Here is a 13,471-nt window from a genome sequence, read left to right as displayed (position 1 = left end):
ACTTAAGAGCAACTAAGGCTTATCATCAGAAAAGCTTAGCTGCTTGCCAAGTTTTCTGATAGTGAATTACTCAGCAGCTGCTACTTCTTCAGCTGGAGCTTCAGATTCACCTTGTTTTGACTCGATTAGAGCATCAGCCATTTTAGCAGTTAATAATTTAACAGCGCGGATAGCGTCATCGTTAGCAGGGATTACGTAGTCGATTTCATCTGGATCACAGTTTGTATCAACAATCCCTACGATAGGAATATTTAATTTACGAGCTTCAGCAACAGCGATACGCTCTTTACGTGGGTCAACCACGAACATAACGTCTGGGATGCCAGCCATATCACGGATACCGCCTAAGAATTTAACTAGACGTTCGTGTTCTTTTTTAAGTTGGATAACTTCTTTTTTAGGAAGAACTGCGAAAGTACCGTCTTCTTCCATTTTTTCGATTGCTTTTAAACGAGCAACACGTTTTTGGATTGTACCGAAGTTAGTTAAAGTACCACCTAACCAACGTTGGTTGATGTAGTAGTTGCCAGAACGTTCAGCTTCGTCTTTAATTGCTTCTTGAGCTTGTTTTTTAGTACCTACGAAAAGTACTTTACCGCCATCTTGGCCAACTTGGCGCATGAAGTCGTAAGCTTCTTCTAATTTTTTAACCGTTTTTTGTAAATCGATAATGTAGATACCGTTACGTTCAACAAAAATGTATTTTTTCATTTTTGGATTCCAACGGCGAGTTTGGTGACCGAAATGTACACCAGCTTCAAGTAATTGTTTCATTGAAATTACTGACATGTGTGTTTCCTCCTAATGTTTTGGTTTTTTTCCTCCGCATTTTTCATCTATAACAAGCAACTTTTTATTCAAAAAGCACCACTTACTACATCAAAATGCGTGTGTAATTAACACCAATTGATAATATATCACACTAACTTTTCTCATGCAACAATTTTATGCATGGAACTTAATTAATAGTTCGATTTCTGTTTTGCCTTTTTGCGTTAACTTCGCAATTTCGTCAATCGTTTTCCCCTGTTTATGAAGGTTGAGCACCTTTTGTTCGAAAGATGGCAGCGCTTGGAGATCCTTCTCCACCTCTTCCTCCACTGCCTGTTTACGCGGTGTTGAATTTTCATTTGCTAAACTATGCTGTTTATAAGCATTCGTTGCCATCCTTTTTGGAATTGTTACTTTTGGCGCGCCATTTTCTGCTGGATGTGAGTTCCTTAAGGATTCCTCCTGGGCTTCGCCGGAATTTGCCTGAACATCATCCAAATTCATCATTGCCGCTTTTTGATCTTTTATTTCTTTATTCTTGTTCTCAATTTGTTTAATGGATGAAAGCTCTGCGATGAGTCGATCATTTTCTTCCTTCATTTCCACTAGATATAAACTAATCGCGTCATCCATCTCACGGATTAGCTGATCCTGTCGTTTTTCTAAATCTTTGAATTTGGCTATTCTTGTATTTAAAATAACAAGGAAATAAAAACAAATGAGCTGCGAAATAACCAATATGATTACAAGACTTACGACCATACTGTTCTCCTATCCACTAAAATCAATAAAATTACCTTTAAAGGGATGTTGTGCTTCCTTTTCTTCTTGATGAGGCTTATCTTCATCCGGTAAATTTTCTTCGTGATTTTGCTGCTTTTCTTTTTCATTAGTAATTTTATCTGTTTTTTCGGTGTCGCTGACCTGCAATTGTTTTTTCTTAAGCTCTTTTTTTAGTGCTTCATTCGCATCGATTTGCTGTCCAATTACATTTTGTTGATGCTGATCTGCCATTTTACCCGCATCAAAGGTCTTTGGAATGGCAATTTGAAGTTCAAGCGCTTTTAGACTCAATACTTTTCACCTCAGCTTTTAATCCAGTTAGCTTAACATCTCATTAGAAAGAAGCTTTCTTAATTTAAATAATGCTTTCGAATGGATTTGTGAGATTCGTGATGTCGATAAACTAAGCATTTCACCAATTTCAGTCAATGTCAATTCTTCTGTATAGAACAAGCTTAGGACAAGCTGTTCTTTTTCACTTAAGTTTTTAATATTTTCCGAAAGGTCCTTGATTAATTCCATATGTACAGTTTCTTGCTCGGGAGTTTTCGTCCTTTCATCTCTGATAACAAAAGACATCCCCTCTGACTCTTCCTGTTCTTGTTGTTCATTGATGGATAACACACTAGAGAAAAAATGTTCCTGAACAGTCTGGTAAATCTCTTCAACCGGCAGCTCCATATGCTGTGCAAGCTCATCCGGCGTTACACTGCGCATTAGCTGTTGCTCTAATTTTTCGATTTGGGCTTCCATCTTCTTTGCCTTTTCACGCGCTGAACGAGGCAGCCAATCCTCTTTTCTTAACCCGTCTATAATTGCTCCCCGCACACGGAAAGAAGCATATGTATCAAATTTCAAGTCTCTATTTATGTCAAATTTATTTAATGCATCAAATAGTCCCATCATCCCTAAACTCATTAAATCATCACGTGATACATTTTTAGGAACACTCGCACCAATTCGCTGTACATGATAGGATACTAGTGGTTGATATTTTTTTATAAGCATATTACCAGCATCCGGATCTCGATCATTGATCCAGCAATTCCAAAGAGTTTGTTCATTATCTGCTCGAAGTTGTACCATAAAATCCACCTCACACTAAAATCATTTACTTTCGTAAGCAATCGTCCATGTTGTCCTTTTGATGCCCCTCTTACCAATTGATCGCTGCCACGACGAAATTCCACGGTAGTTGCTATTCATTCAAGAAACGAAACAACACAAGACTTTTATCCTACATCACACCGAATCATTCTCATTGTATTTTAAAGGACTTTCTAATTATACAATAGTATTTTTAACTTATTATTTAGAATTCACTATAGGTTCCTTACTATCAAATAGTATATCAAATAATAGAAAAAAAACACAGATTTCTATTAAACTTAATTTATTACTTTTTAGACATAAATTATGGAGATATGCAGTATGTGGTTGTAGATTATGTGCCGGAGAACAAAAAAAGAGCCGCTTTCTCGACTCTTTTAAGATTGAAGATGGTTAATGATTATTTTTTCGTCAATTCATCTTGAAGCATCATCGTTTGAACGACTTTTGCAATATCTTCCGAATTCTGATCCTTAAACTCAACGGTAGATTTACTATCTCCGGAGTCAGATGCACTACTCCCACGATTCACAAATTGCTGACGTAATTGTTCATTTTCTATATTAAAGCTATCAAATAATTCGTCATTCGGAGTATAAAGTACATACCCTAAAAGCAATCGGATAGCATACATGATAAGAAAGGATACAACCGCAGCAATAAAAGATCCCACCAGACTATTTAAGGGAATAGTAGAATCCGATAAAATACTAAAAAAGTAAATTGTAAAGCCTATGATGGCCCCCCAAAAGTTGTAGAATATTGATCCAAACATTATATATCTTTCACTCCCTGATTTACTGTACGAATACTTAATCGACACGTGACAGGGTTAAACTCGATTGTTCTCCCGCTATTGCCACCCGTATCTTCAGCGATCAGTGGTATGTTATTTTTGATGAGCTCTCTTTTTACAGCTTCTACATTCCGTGGCCCAATTCGCATCGAATCATTTTCTGACGAAAATTTAAACATTTGAGCACCACCGGCAATCTTCGCTTTCAAGCGAAAGGGTTGGACCCCAACTAATTTCAGCTTTTCAATGAGTGCCTTTATGCCGGTATTAGCAAATTTTGCTGCATTAATCGTTTCTGTTCTTGCCAAACTCGAGTCAGGCAACATAATGTGAACTAATCCGGCTATGTTTTTTGTTTCATCATATAATACAACACCCACACAGGAACCTAATCCTGATGTACGTATTGTATCCGGCATTTTTACTACATCCAATTGTGCGATTCCAACCTTGATAACTTGGCTTGTGTGTGTCTGGATCATCTTATGCAACACCCAATGCCTTAAAAATAGAGGTGAAAGAATCAGGATCTGGTAGTAAGAAGAAATGCCCATGAACTTCATTACGATTATCAAAACCTTCTTCAAAGATGGATGTATTGATGACAATCACCTGATCACTAACCTCTGAAATTTCGATTAGACCCGTACTTATGATGGCGCCAAACATATCAACACTTAATCCAGGAACTGTTGGATAAATTTTCATTCCTGTAAAGTCTGACAAAGCAGATAAGTAAGACCCGGAGAGGATATTTCCCATTTCTTGCATTGCTGAAACACCTAGCTCGGAAAGCTTGTTATCACTAAAGCTAAATTGATCATCATTGATTAAACTCTGTATAAAACGGTTTGCCTGTTCGATTGGCAATATAAAGAACATGCTTCCTTCAGAGTCCCCTTCAATTCGAAGAAAGATTCCTACTACAACGGTTTCAGCACCCCCCGCTAGTTCCATCATGTCATTGAATGACACCATTTCCACCTTTGGGACATGCATATCGATTTTCCTGGACAGCAAACTGGAAAGTGCTGTCGCAGCATGGGCAGCACCTATATTTCCAATTTCCTTCAAGACATCCAAATGCAATGATGTAATTTTTTGTACTTCGCTCATAAACTCGCACATCCCTACTTTACTTTCAGATTGTCCAGCAATGATTTATGGATTTAACACTTTGTCCAGATGCAATAAAATCAATAAGCGATTCTCTAACTTTGCCACACCGGATATAAATTCTTCTTCATTCGACCCAACTACTTCCGGTTGCGCTTCAATCGCACTTACCGGAATATCCAGCACATCGTTTGCCGAGTCAACGATAAAGCCTACTTCCATCTCTTCAAGGGTGATAATAATAATTCTCGTAGTATCTTCATTATTAGATATCGGGATTCCAAATCGTTCACGCAAATCGATTAATGGTGTGACGACACCACGCAAATTAATAACACCTTTTACAAAGCTTTTCGTCTTTGGCACTCGCGTAATATGCATTAGTTTTTCGATACCTTGTACATTAGATACCGGGATGGCATATTCTTTATCAGCAAGTTGAAAAACAATTACTTTTAGATATTCTTGCTCAACAGCAGTCATAACCTACACCTCTTTCATTCCATTCATTACTTCATTAACGCATTGCAGTCCACGATTAAAGCAACTTTACCGTTCCCTAAAATCGTTGCACCGGAAATAGCGAAGATATTTGTTAAGTAATTCCCCAGTGATTTCAGTACAATTTCTTGCTGGCCAATAAATGTGTCCACTACCAGACCTGCAAGCTTGTCTCCTTTTCGGACAATGACAACGGAGTGATAGCCGTCTGCAGCCTGTTCCGTTCTTGGCACATCAAATATTTCATCCAAGAAGATAAGTGGAACAACTTTCCCGCGGAAATCAATTACTTTTTGATTATGTGCATTGAGAATATCGCTGTTTTTAATAATAGATGTTTCAATAATCGATGATAACGGTATCGCATAAATTTCTTGTTCAATTTCAACCAGCATAACGGAGATAATGGATAACGTTAAAGGAAGCTGGATAGAGAAGATTGATCCCACACCTTCAGTTGATTCGATTGAAATATTGCCGCCAAGCGATTCAATTGTTGTTTTCACAACATCGAGACCTACTCCACGCCCTGAAATATCCGAAATTACTTCTGCAGTTGAGAAGCCGGATGCTAATATAAGTTCATTAATTTGTTTATCTGACATTGAAAGTGCAGATTCTTTTGTTACAATTCCTTTGGAAATTGCTTTTTTCAGTACTCTTTCACGGTTGATTCCCGCACCATCGTCCTCAATTTCGATAAATACATAGTTACCACTATGATAGGCACGCAATGTAACATTACCTTCTTCAGGTTTCCCATTGGCGCGGCGTATTTCCGGACTTTCAATCCCATGGTCAACCGAGTTGCGAATTAAATGAACCAGCGGATCTCCAATTTCATCAATTACTGTACGATCCAATTCAGTTTCCGCACCAATGATTTCAAGATTAATTTTTTTCTTTAAATCACGGGATAATGTACGGACCATTTTAGGGAATCGGTTAAAAACAGTTTCAATTGGGATCATGCGCATTGTTAACACAATATTTTGCAAGTCGCCCATTGTTCGGCTCATTCGTTCGACTGTTTCATTTAGCTCAGAGTGATTCACTTCTGTGGCAATCGATTGAAGTCGACCTCTATCAATCACTAATTCTTCAAACAGGTTCATTAAAATATCCAATCGTTCGATACTTACACGAATCGTTTTACTTGCAGCATGCTTTGCCCCGGAAGATTTTTGAGTGGCTTCTTCTTTTTTCACTTCTACAGGTGCAACTGGCGTCAATTCTTCAGTTTGTGATTCTGCGACTGTTTCTGTCTCAACGGTTGCTGATTGAACAAATATATCTTTCGATAATTGTGTGATGGCAACTTTTTCAACCTCTGAAACTTTTAGAATCTTGCTGCGCAATTCTTCCGCATTAGTTTGAGAAATTAAAGCTACTTTAAATTCTTGGTCAAACTGTTCTTCTTCCAGTTTATCTACAGTAGGAGAGGATTTCACTACATCTCCATTTTTCTCTAAAATATCAAATACCATATAGACACGTGCTGCTTTTAATAGGCAGCTATCATTTAAAGTCACGGCAATTTCAAATGCATTGAATCCTTGCTCTGTGGATTGAAGCAAGACTGTCTTTTCAAAATCATCATATTCCAATTGGGGAGCGTTTTCCAAACCAACAGTTGTAGCTGCAGCTTCTGCAGCAGTCTCGTTTGAATTCAAAACAGCTGTTTCTTGTTGAATGGCTTCACCTGATTCAATTCGTTTTAATTTTTCTACTGTTTGAGAAACATCTTTTTTCCCATCGCCGCCATCGGCAATATCCATGACCATTGCTTCCAAGTGATCCACGGATTCAAACACTACATCTAAAATTTCGGCAGTTACTTGAATTTTTTCATTGCGAATGGCATCAAGCACATTTTCCATTTTATGAGTCAAATCAGCTAAATCCTCGTATCCCATTGTTGCAGACATACCTTTTAATGTATGTGCCGAACGGAATATTTCATTTACTATCGCTAAGTCTGCTGGATTTTTTTCAAGCTCCAGCAAATTGTCGCTGCATGATTGTAAATGTTCTTTACTTTCTTCAATGAACATTTCTAAATATTGATTAAGTTCCACTAGAAAACACTCCTCTTAGGGCAAATATTTCATAATCGCTTCGGCAATATTGTCAACATCTACAATCTCATTGACAAGCTGTGTTTCTACAGCTGCTTTTGGCATCCCATAAACAATACACGTTTTTTCCGACTCTGCAATCGCCATTACATTTCCATTCTCTTTTAATTGCATAAGACCTTTTGAGCCATCAGATCCCATACCTGTCATAATGACCGCTACTTTATCCATGTCTTTGATTTTACTTGCACTTTCAAACATGACGTCTACACTCGGACGGTGCCCGGCTCTCGGAGGCTCGGTCTGGTCCAGAACAATTTCATAGGAAGCTCCACGTTTCTCAAGCTTTAAATGATGGCCACCTGGCGCTATATAGGCAACCCCATTTTGCAGGAGATCACCATGTTGTGCTTCCTTGACCTTTATTTGACTTAGTTGATTCAAGCGATCTGAAAGGGATTTAGTGAAACCGGCAGGCATATGCTGGACAATCAGGATAGGTGCTTTAATCCTACTGGGCAATTTCGCTATAACTTCCTGTAAAGCTCTGGGACCTCCTGTAGAGGTGCCGATTAACACAATCTTTTTTGTTAATTGATTCCAATCTTTCCTTTTAGTCAACTCTTTACTTACAGTTTGAGTGACTTGAGTCAACGAATTTTTGATTAGTTGTCTATTTTCATTTAAAAGACTGCTTTTCGATACAGAAACCGGTGCAAAGCTCGCTTTTTTCAACTTGGTTACTGAAACATGTGCCGCATGCTCCACTTTATGTACTAATTCTTCTTTAATTCTGTGTAAATCAAGGGAGATTGTCCCACTTGGTTTTGCAACAAAATCAACCGCACCATTTTCCATCGCCTTCAGTGCATTTTCTGCACCTTGAAGAGTCGTACTGGATAGCATGATGACAGGAACTGGAGATACGGTCATAATTTCCTTCAATGCATCCAAACCGTTTAGCTCGGGCATCTCGACATCCATTGTTACGACATCCGGCTTCAAACTTTGAATTTTCTTAATCGCATCTTTACCATTTCGGGCAGTACCAACAACTTCTACTTTCGGGTTGCCAACAAAAAAGTCGCTAATCAGCTTTCTCATAAAAGCAGAGTCATCTACCACTAAAAGCTTGCTTTTACTTGAGAGTTCCAATCAATCACGCCCTTTCGAAAAAATGCCTCTTAGTTTAGATAGGAAGTTATTTTGTTTATACCGACCATGAATTTCAACCTGGTTGCGATTCATGAATTGCTCTACCATTACTTTCAAAGTTTTCGAAATATTACTGTCTGGATAGGCAATTGAAAAAGGCACCTGTTCACGGACAGCTTTTCTTACCGCCGAATCTTCCGGTAGGGATCCAAGAAGGATAATATCTTTTTTTAGAAAGTGCTTCATTGTACTTTCCAGTCGGTTTAATGTATCCTGGCCATCTTCTTTTGAATAAGCGCGATTGCATAGTAAGTAAATTGTTTTATTTTCATCTCGTACATGGATATATTTCATCATGGAATAAGCATCCGTTATGGCGGTTGGTTCCTCGGTTGTGATGACAATAATCTCATCAATAGCGCTAATTAAGTCCAATGACCAATTCGCAGCCCCGGCACCCATATCAAAAAGAATATAATCATAAGTCTTTTGCAATTGTTCGAATGCATTAAATAATGCATCAACCATTTCTTTTGACCATTCGACCACAGACGACATGCCTGAACCACCGGAAATATATTTAAAGCTATGCGGGCCATCATAAATTACTTCGTCCAATGAGGCTTCACCAAATAAATAATGCTTCAAATTGTACTGAGCCGTTTTACCTATTAGTATATTAACATTTCCCATGCCGATATCCATATCCAGCACGACCACTTTTTTCCCTAACTTAGTAAGATTAATGGCAAAATTGGTAGAAAAATTACTCTTTCCTACCCCACCCTTGCCACTAACAATCGCAATTGATCTCCCCAAAGAACCTTGACTTTCCAGCATCTTCATTCTTAAGTTTTCAGCTTGGTCTCTCATTCATATTCTCCTTGAAAGAACAGTTCGAGTACTCCATCTAAATTGGCTTCTTCAATATCTTCTGGTACTTCTTGTCCATTCGTATAGTAAGCAAGTCCTTTATTATATTTAATCATTAAATTAAACATAGTGCCAATAGAATTTGTTTCATCTAATTTCGTAAAGATATATTTACCCATAGGGATTTCACCAAATTGTTGAATTATTGATTCCATGTCTTTTTCTTTGCCAGTTAATGCCAATACTAAGTACGATTCTGCTTCTTCATCGAAATTAATCATTTCCTTTAGATCATCTACATATTTAGCTTCCTTATAATTACGGCCCGCTGTATCAATGAAAACTAAATCGAGATGTGCAAAATTATCGATCGCCTTCTTGTAATCATTTGCATTATAGACAATCTCAACAGGAGCTTGTAAAAGGTTTGCATAAGTTTTTAACTGTTCAATAGCTGCAATCCGATACGTATCTGTCGTAATGAAGCCAATCTTTTTCTTTTTCTCCAATACCGATCTTGCCGCCATTTTGGCAATTGTCGTCGTCTTTCCAACACCTGTAGGTCCCAAAACATTGATATACTTCTTCTGATAGGAAAGTCCACCCATCGGTAGATCGTGCAGGAATTTACGAAGCACTTCTTTTGTAATTTCCTTCATCTCGCCTTCGCTCAAAGAAGCATCCTTTTGTTTTTGATGCACAAAAAGCTCATCACTTATTGCCGTGATGAGCTCTTCACTAAGTTCTTGACGTTTCAAGAAGTCAATATAAGGCAAGAAATTCTCTGGCAATTCTGATTGAATTGTATGCTTTTGCATCGATTTCATCATCAACTTCAAGTCGGCTATTTCACTTTTCAACTCTTTTGTTAATGTATCGTCAATATGTAGTTTCATCTGTTCTTTTTGTTCATGGTATAGAATTGTGTTTGCTGGTAAATCCGGAAGATGTGGAGACATCGTTTTAGTCTCCACTTCATCAACTCCGGCAAGTACTTCAAAATTCTTTTGTTTTATTAATCCGAACAGCTTTTTAGTCACGATTACTTTGGAATTAATAATAACGGCATCTTCGCCTAATTCCGTTCGAACCATTTTCATTGCTTCTGAAATTGAAGGTGCTGTATATTTTTTCATTTTCATTCTACATTCACCACTCCAACACTTTGAATTTCAACATTTGCATCTAATTCGTTATAGGATAAAATAGGGATTTGCGAGAAATAACGTTCGGTTAATTGTCTTAAATACATTCGTATTCCCGGCGAACAGAGAATGATTGGAGATTGTTCCATAAAGGACACTCTCTCCACTTCCTTCGCAATGGCCTCCAGTACGTTTTGGGAATCTTGAGGATCCATTGCAAGATAGTTCCCATGATCAGTTTGCTGGATACTATCAGCTATAAGCTTCTCCAATTTTCCAGGAATCGTGATTACTTTTAAACTAGCACCGCCTGATACATACTGCGAAGTAATTTGTCTTGCTAATCCTTGACGCACATATTCTGCAAGAACATCTGTATCACTTGTTAGTTTGGCATAATCCGCTAAAGTCTCAAAGATAATAGGCAAGTTGCGTATTGAAACATTTTCTTTTAATAGTTTTGCCAAAACTTTTTGTATTTCACCAATTGATAAAGGTGTCGGTGTTAATTCTTCCACTAAAATTGGATAATTTTCCCGCAGGTGATCTATTAATTGTTTCGTTTCCTGACGGCCAAGTAAATCATGGGCATTCGCTCGGATAATTTCGGTTAAGTGGGTAGAAACGACACTTGGCGGGTCAACGACAGTATAGCCAAGCATCTCCGCATCCTCTTTCACTTTTTCCGTAATCCATTTTGCAGGCAATCCAAAGGATGGCTCGATTGTATCAATTCCCTCGATTGAATCATCATCTCCTGGACTCATGGACAAGTAGTGATCAAGAAGAAGCTCTCCCCTAGCCATCTCATTACCCTTTATTTTAATTCGATACTCATTTGGCTGTAGTTGAATATTGTCCCTGATACGAACTACCGGTATGACAATCCCTAGTTCCAGTGCCAATTGTCTGCGAATCATGACAACTCGGTCGAGTAAGTCTCCACCTTGACTGGCATCAACTAGAGGAATTAACCCATAGCCAAATTCAAATTCAATCGGATCCACGTTAAGCAGATTGACAACATTCTCGGGACTTTTCATTGTATCAGCTGCCACTTCTTCTTCCATCTCGAGTAGTTCTTCAGGACCTTCAGATTTCTTTTCCCTACTATTGATTAAATAAGCTCCACCAATCAGCACGCCAGCAATTGGCATGGTAATCCATTCTGGAAGTGGCGTGAAGAGACCTAATAAGAGAATTGCTCCGCCTGCAATATAGAGCAGTTTGGATTGTGCAAACAATTGTCTTGCAATATCTTCACCTAAGTTGCCTTCTGAAGCAGCTCTAGTAACAACTATCCCTGTTGCAGTTGAAATTAAAAGGGCCGGGATTTGTGCAACCAATCCATCCCCTACTGTTAAAGTTGAGAAATGAGTTGCTGCATCGGCCATTTCATATCCAAGCTGTACCATTCCGATAATAATCCCGAAGAGCAAGTTAATGAATACCATGATAATGGAGGCAATTGCGTCACCTTTTACGAATTTTGTGGCTCCGTCCATTGCTCCATAAAAATCGGATTCTTTCGAAACTTTGTCACGGCGCTCTCTTGCTTCCTTTTCGGAAATCATCCCGGCATTCAAATCTGCATCAATACTCATTTGTTTCCCTGGCATTGCATCTAATGTAAAACGTGCCGCAACTTCAGCTACACGTTCAGAACCTTTTGTAATAACGATAAAGTTAATAATAACTAATAACATAAAAATTACTAAACCGACTAAAATATTCCCACCAGTTACGAATTCACCAAATGTTTCAACAACATCTCCCGCATCGCCCTGTGCTAGAATTGCACGAGTTGTGGAGATACTTAACCCCAGACGGAATAATGTCAATAACAATATAACTGAAGGGAAAATGGCGAAATCCAATGCTTCTCTCATATTCATCGCCACTAACAAAACCAATAATGACAATGTAATATTGATAATGATTAAAAAGCTTAATAACCATGTCGGTAGAGGGATAATAAGCATTGCTACAATCATTATTACTGCAGCTAAAACACCTAAGTCACGAATCTTCATGTTTTTCCCTCCTACTATGGTCTAAATTTTACGCTTTATACGATAGACATAAGCTAATATCTCTGCTATCGCTTTAAAAAACTCTTCAGGGACCTGTTGGCCGATTTCTACCTGGTCGTACATCGCCCGTGCTAACGGCCGGTTTTCTACCATTACAACGTCATTTTCTTTTGCGATCAATTTAATCTTCTGCGCCACATAGTCGGTTCCTTTTGCCACAACCTTGGGTGCTTCCATATTTTGATCGTCGTATTTCAGGGCAATCGCATAGTGAGTTGGATTGGTAATGACCACATCTGCATTCGGTATTTCCTGCATCATTCTGCGCATGGCCATTTCCCTTTGACGCTGCTTGATTTTCGATTTGATCTTCGGGTCGCCTTCAGCATTTTTGTATTCATCTTTAATGTCTTGCTTCGACATTTTTAATTGTTTTTCATATTCATATTTTTCATATATGTAGTCAATCAGTGCAATTACAACAAGGGTCAATGAAGCTGCGATTCCCATTAACCCCGTTAGTTTTGCTACTGTTGTCAATGTATCCCAAGGACTTTGGAATGATAGTGATAAAACTTCCTCCAGGTTCATCCACACAATGACCGTTGTCACGGTTCCGATAAATGATATTTTCAATAAAGATTTAATCAAGTTTACAATTGCCCGAACAGAGATAATTTTTTTTATCCCTTTGATGGGATCCATCTTTTTTAAATCCAGCTTCAATGGTTCCATAGTAAAAAGTAAACCAAATTGCATGAAGTTTGCCGCTATTCCGGCAACAACAGCAATTGCCATAAAAGGCAGGAGAATAAGTGCCATTTCTTTTAAAGAATCCGTATATACTTGCATTACTGTATCTGCTGTGACAGATTCTATTAAAATATTTTTTTCAAAGGCTTGATGTAAAAAGCCGAATATGCCCTCAATCATCATTGGCCCACTAAAATACAAAAATAAGAATAGCAACAACAAAACAATTGCTGCTGTAACATCCTGACTTTTTAAGACCTGTCCTTTTTTTCTGGCATCCTGTCTCTTTTTCGGTGTCGCTTTTTCTGTTTTATCCCCAGCAAAAAACTGTAAATCTAAAGAGAGTAGTAGTTTCAA

Annotated in this window: 14 protein-coding genes; all 14 read right to left on the bottom strand. The window is 38.1% G+C overall.

Going from position 1 to position 13,471, the window contains the following annotated elements:
• Positions 1 to 66 precede the first annotated feature (66 nt).
• Positions 67 to 789 (bottom strand): 30S ribosomal protein S2, encoded by a 723-nt coding sequence (gene rpsB / locus QYB95_RS12030; RefSeq protein WP_301138571.1) that lies wholly within the window; start codon positions 787 to 789, stop codon positions 67 to 69.
• Between the two features lie 156 nt (positions 790 to 945).
• Positions 946 to 1,533 carry a hypothetical protein gene (locus tag QYB95_RS12025; protein WP_301138570.1) on the bottom strand — a complete coding sequence of 196 codons (588 nt, stop codon included), beginning with the start codon at positions 1,531 to 1,533 and terminating at the stop codon, positions 946 to 948.
• 9 nt (positions 1,534 to 1,542) lie between these two features.
• The gene (locus tag QYB95_RS12020) at positions 1,543 to 1,845 is read right to left on the bottom strand and encodes an RNA polymerase subunit sigma (protein ID WP_301138569.1); all 303 of its coding nucleotides are present in this window, start codon (positions 1,843 to 1,845) and stop codon (positions 1,543 to 1,545) included.
• Between the two features lie 27 nt (positions 1,846 to 1,872).
• Positions 1,873 to 2,640 (bottom strand): FliA/WhiG family RNA polymerase sigma factor, encoded by a 768-nt coding sequence (locus QYB95_RS12015; protein WP_301138568.1) that lies wholly within the window; start codon positions 2,638 to 2,640, stop codon positions 1,873 to 1,875.
• Between the two features lie 424 nt (positions 2,641 to 3,064).
• On the bottom strand, positions 3,065 to 3,439 hold the full coding sequence (locus tag QYB95_RS12010) for a hypothetical protein (protein WP_301138567.1): 375 nt from the start codon (positions 3,437 to 3,439) through the stop codon (positions 3,065 to 3,067).
• The gene (locus tag QYB95_RS12005) at positions 3,439 to 3,942 is read right to left on the bottom strand and encodes a chemotaxis protein CheD (RefSeq protein ID WP_301138566.1); all 504 of its coding nucleotides are present in this window, start codon (positions 3,940 to 3,942) and stop codon (positions 3,439 to 3,441) included. Before QYB95_RS12005 ends, QYB95_RS12010 begins: the two co-directional genes overlap by 1 nt.
• A gap of 1 nt (position 3,943) precedes the next feature.
• Positions 3,944 to 4,576, bottom strand: a complete 633-nt coding sequence (locus tag QYB95_RS12000; RefSeq protein WP_301138565.1) for a chemotaxis protein CheC — start codon at positions 4,574 to 4,576, stop codon at positions 3,944 to 3,946.
• Positions 4,577 to 4,621: 45 nt separating this feature from the next.
• A complete protein-coding gene (locus QYB95_RS11995; RefSeq protein ID WP_301138564.1) occupies positions 4,622 to 5,059 on the bottom strand; it encodes a chemotaxis protein CheW in 438 nt (145 codons plus the stop codon).
• A 26-nt stretch (positions 5,060 to 5,085) separates the two neighbouring features.
• Complete coding sequence (locus QYB95_RS11990; RefSeq protein WP_301138563.1) at positions 5,086 to 7,155, bottom strand: chemotaxis protein CheA; 2,070 nt, start codon at positions 7,153 to 7,155, stop codon at positions 5,086 to 5,088.
• A gap of 15 nt (positions 7,156 to 7,170) precedes the next feature.
• Entirely contained in the window at positions 7,171 to 8,310 is a 1,140-nt protein-coding gene (locus QYB95_RS11985; RefSeq protein ID WP_301138562.1) for a protein-glutamate methylesterase/protein-glutamine glutaminase, read from the bottom strand.
• Positions 8,311 to 9,183, bottom strand: a complete 873-nt coding sequence (locus tag QYB95_RS11980; protein ID WP_301138561.1) for a MinD/ParA family protein — start codon at positions 9,181 to 9,183, stop codon at positions 8,311 to 8,313.
• Positions 9,180 to 10,325 (bottom strand): flagellar biosynthesis GTPase FlhF, encoded by a 1,146-nt coding sequence (flhF, locus tag QYB95_RS11975; RefSeq protein WP_301138560.1) that lies wholly within the window; start codon positions 10,323 to 10,325, stop codon positions 9,180 to 9,182. The genes QYB95_RS11980 and flhF overlap by 4 nt, the downstream gene beginning before the upstream one ends.
• Positions 10,322 to 12,361, bottom strand: a complete 2,040-nt coding sequence (gene flhA, locus QYB95_RS11970) for a flagellar biosynthesis protein FlhA (protein WP_301138559.1) — start codon at positions 12,359 to 12,361, stop codon at positions 10,322 to 10,324. Before flhA ends, flhF begins: the two co-directional genes overlap by 4 nt.
• A 21-nt stretch (positions 12,362 to 12,382) precedes the next feature.
• Positions 12,383 to 13,471 carry a flagellar biosynthesis protein FlhB gene (gene flhB, locus QYB95_RS11965; protein WP_301138558.1) on the bottom strand — a complete coding sequence of 363 codons (1,089 nt, stop codon included), beginning with the start codon at positions 13,469 to 13,471 and terminating at the stop codon, positions 12,383 to 12,385.

It is taken from the genome of Ureibacillus aquaedulcis, from assembly GCF_030418165.1.
Taxonomy (GTDB): Bacteria; Bacillota; Bacilli; order Bacillales_A; family Planococcaceae; genus Ureibacillus; species Ureibacillus aquaedulcis.
This window is presented reverse-complemented; position numbering and strand designations above follow the sequence as displayed.

What these genes read in the sequence shown, in the direction of transcription:
- rpsB (WP_301138571.1), bottom strand. Translation starts at nt 789, where the DNA reads ATGTCAGTAATTTCAATGAAACAATTACTTGAAGCTGGTGTACATTTC.
- QYB95_RS12025 (WP_301138570.1), bottom strand. Translation starts at nt 1,533, where the DNA reads ATGGTCGTAAGTCTTGTAATCATATTGGTTATTTCGCAGCTCATTTGT.
- QYB95_RS12015 (WP_301138568.1), bottom strand. Translation starts at nt 2,640, where the DNA reads ATGGTACAACTTCGAGCAGATAATGAACAAACTCTTTGGAATTGCTGG.
- QYB95_RS12010 (WP_301138567.1), bottom strand. Translation starts at nt 3,439, where the DNA reads ATGTTTGGATCAATATTCTACAACTTTTGGGGGGCCATCATAGGCTTT.
- QYB95_RS12005 (WP_301138566.1), bottom strand. Translation starts at nt 3,942, where the DNA reads ATGATCCAGACACACACAAGCCAAGTTATCAAGGTTGGAATCGCACAA.
- QYB95_RS12000 (WP_301138565.1), bottom strand. Translation starts at nt 4,576, where the DNA reads ATGAGCGAAGTACAAAAAATTACATCATTGCATTTGGATGTCTTGAAG.
- QYB95_RS11995 (WP_301138564.1), bottom strand. Translation starts at nt 5,059, where the DNA reads ATGACTGCTGTTGAGCAAGAATATCTAAAAGTAATTGTTTTTCAACTT.
- QYB95_RS11980 (WP_301138561.1), bottom strand. Translation starts at nt 9,183, where the DNA reads ATGAGAGACCAAGCTGAAAACTTAAGAATGAAGATGCTGGAAAGTCAA.
- flhF (WP_301138560.1), bottom strand. Translation starts at nt 10,325, where the DNA reads ATGAAAATGAAAAAATATACAGCACCTTCAATTTCAGAAGCAATGAAA.
- flhA (WP_301138559.1), bottom strand. Translation starts at nt 12,361, where the DNA reads ATGAAGATTCGTGACTTAGGTGTTTTAGCTGCAGTAATAATGATTGTA.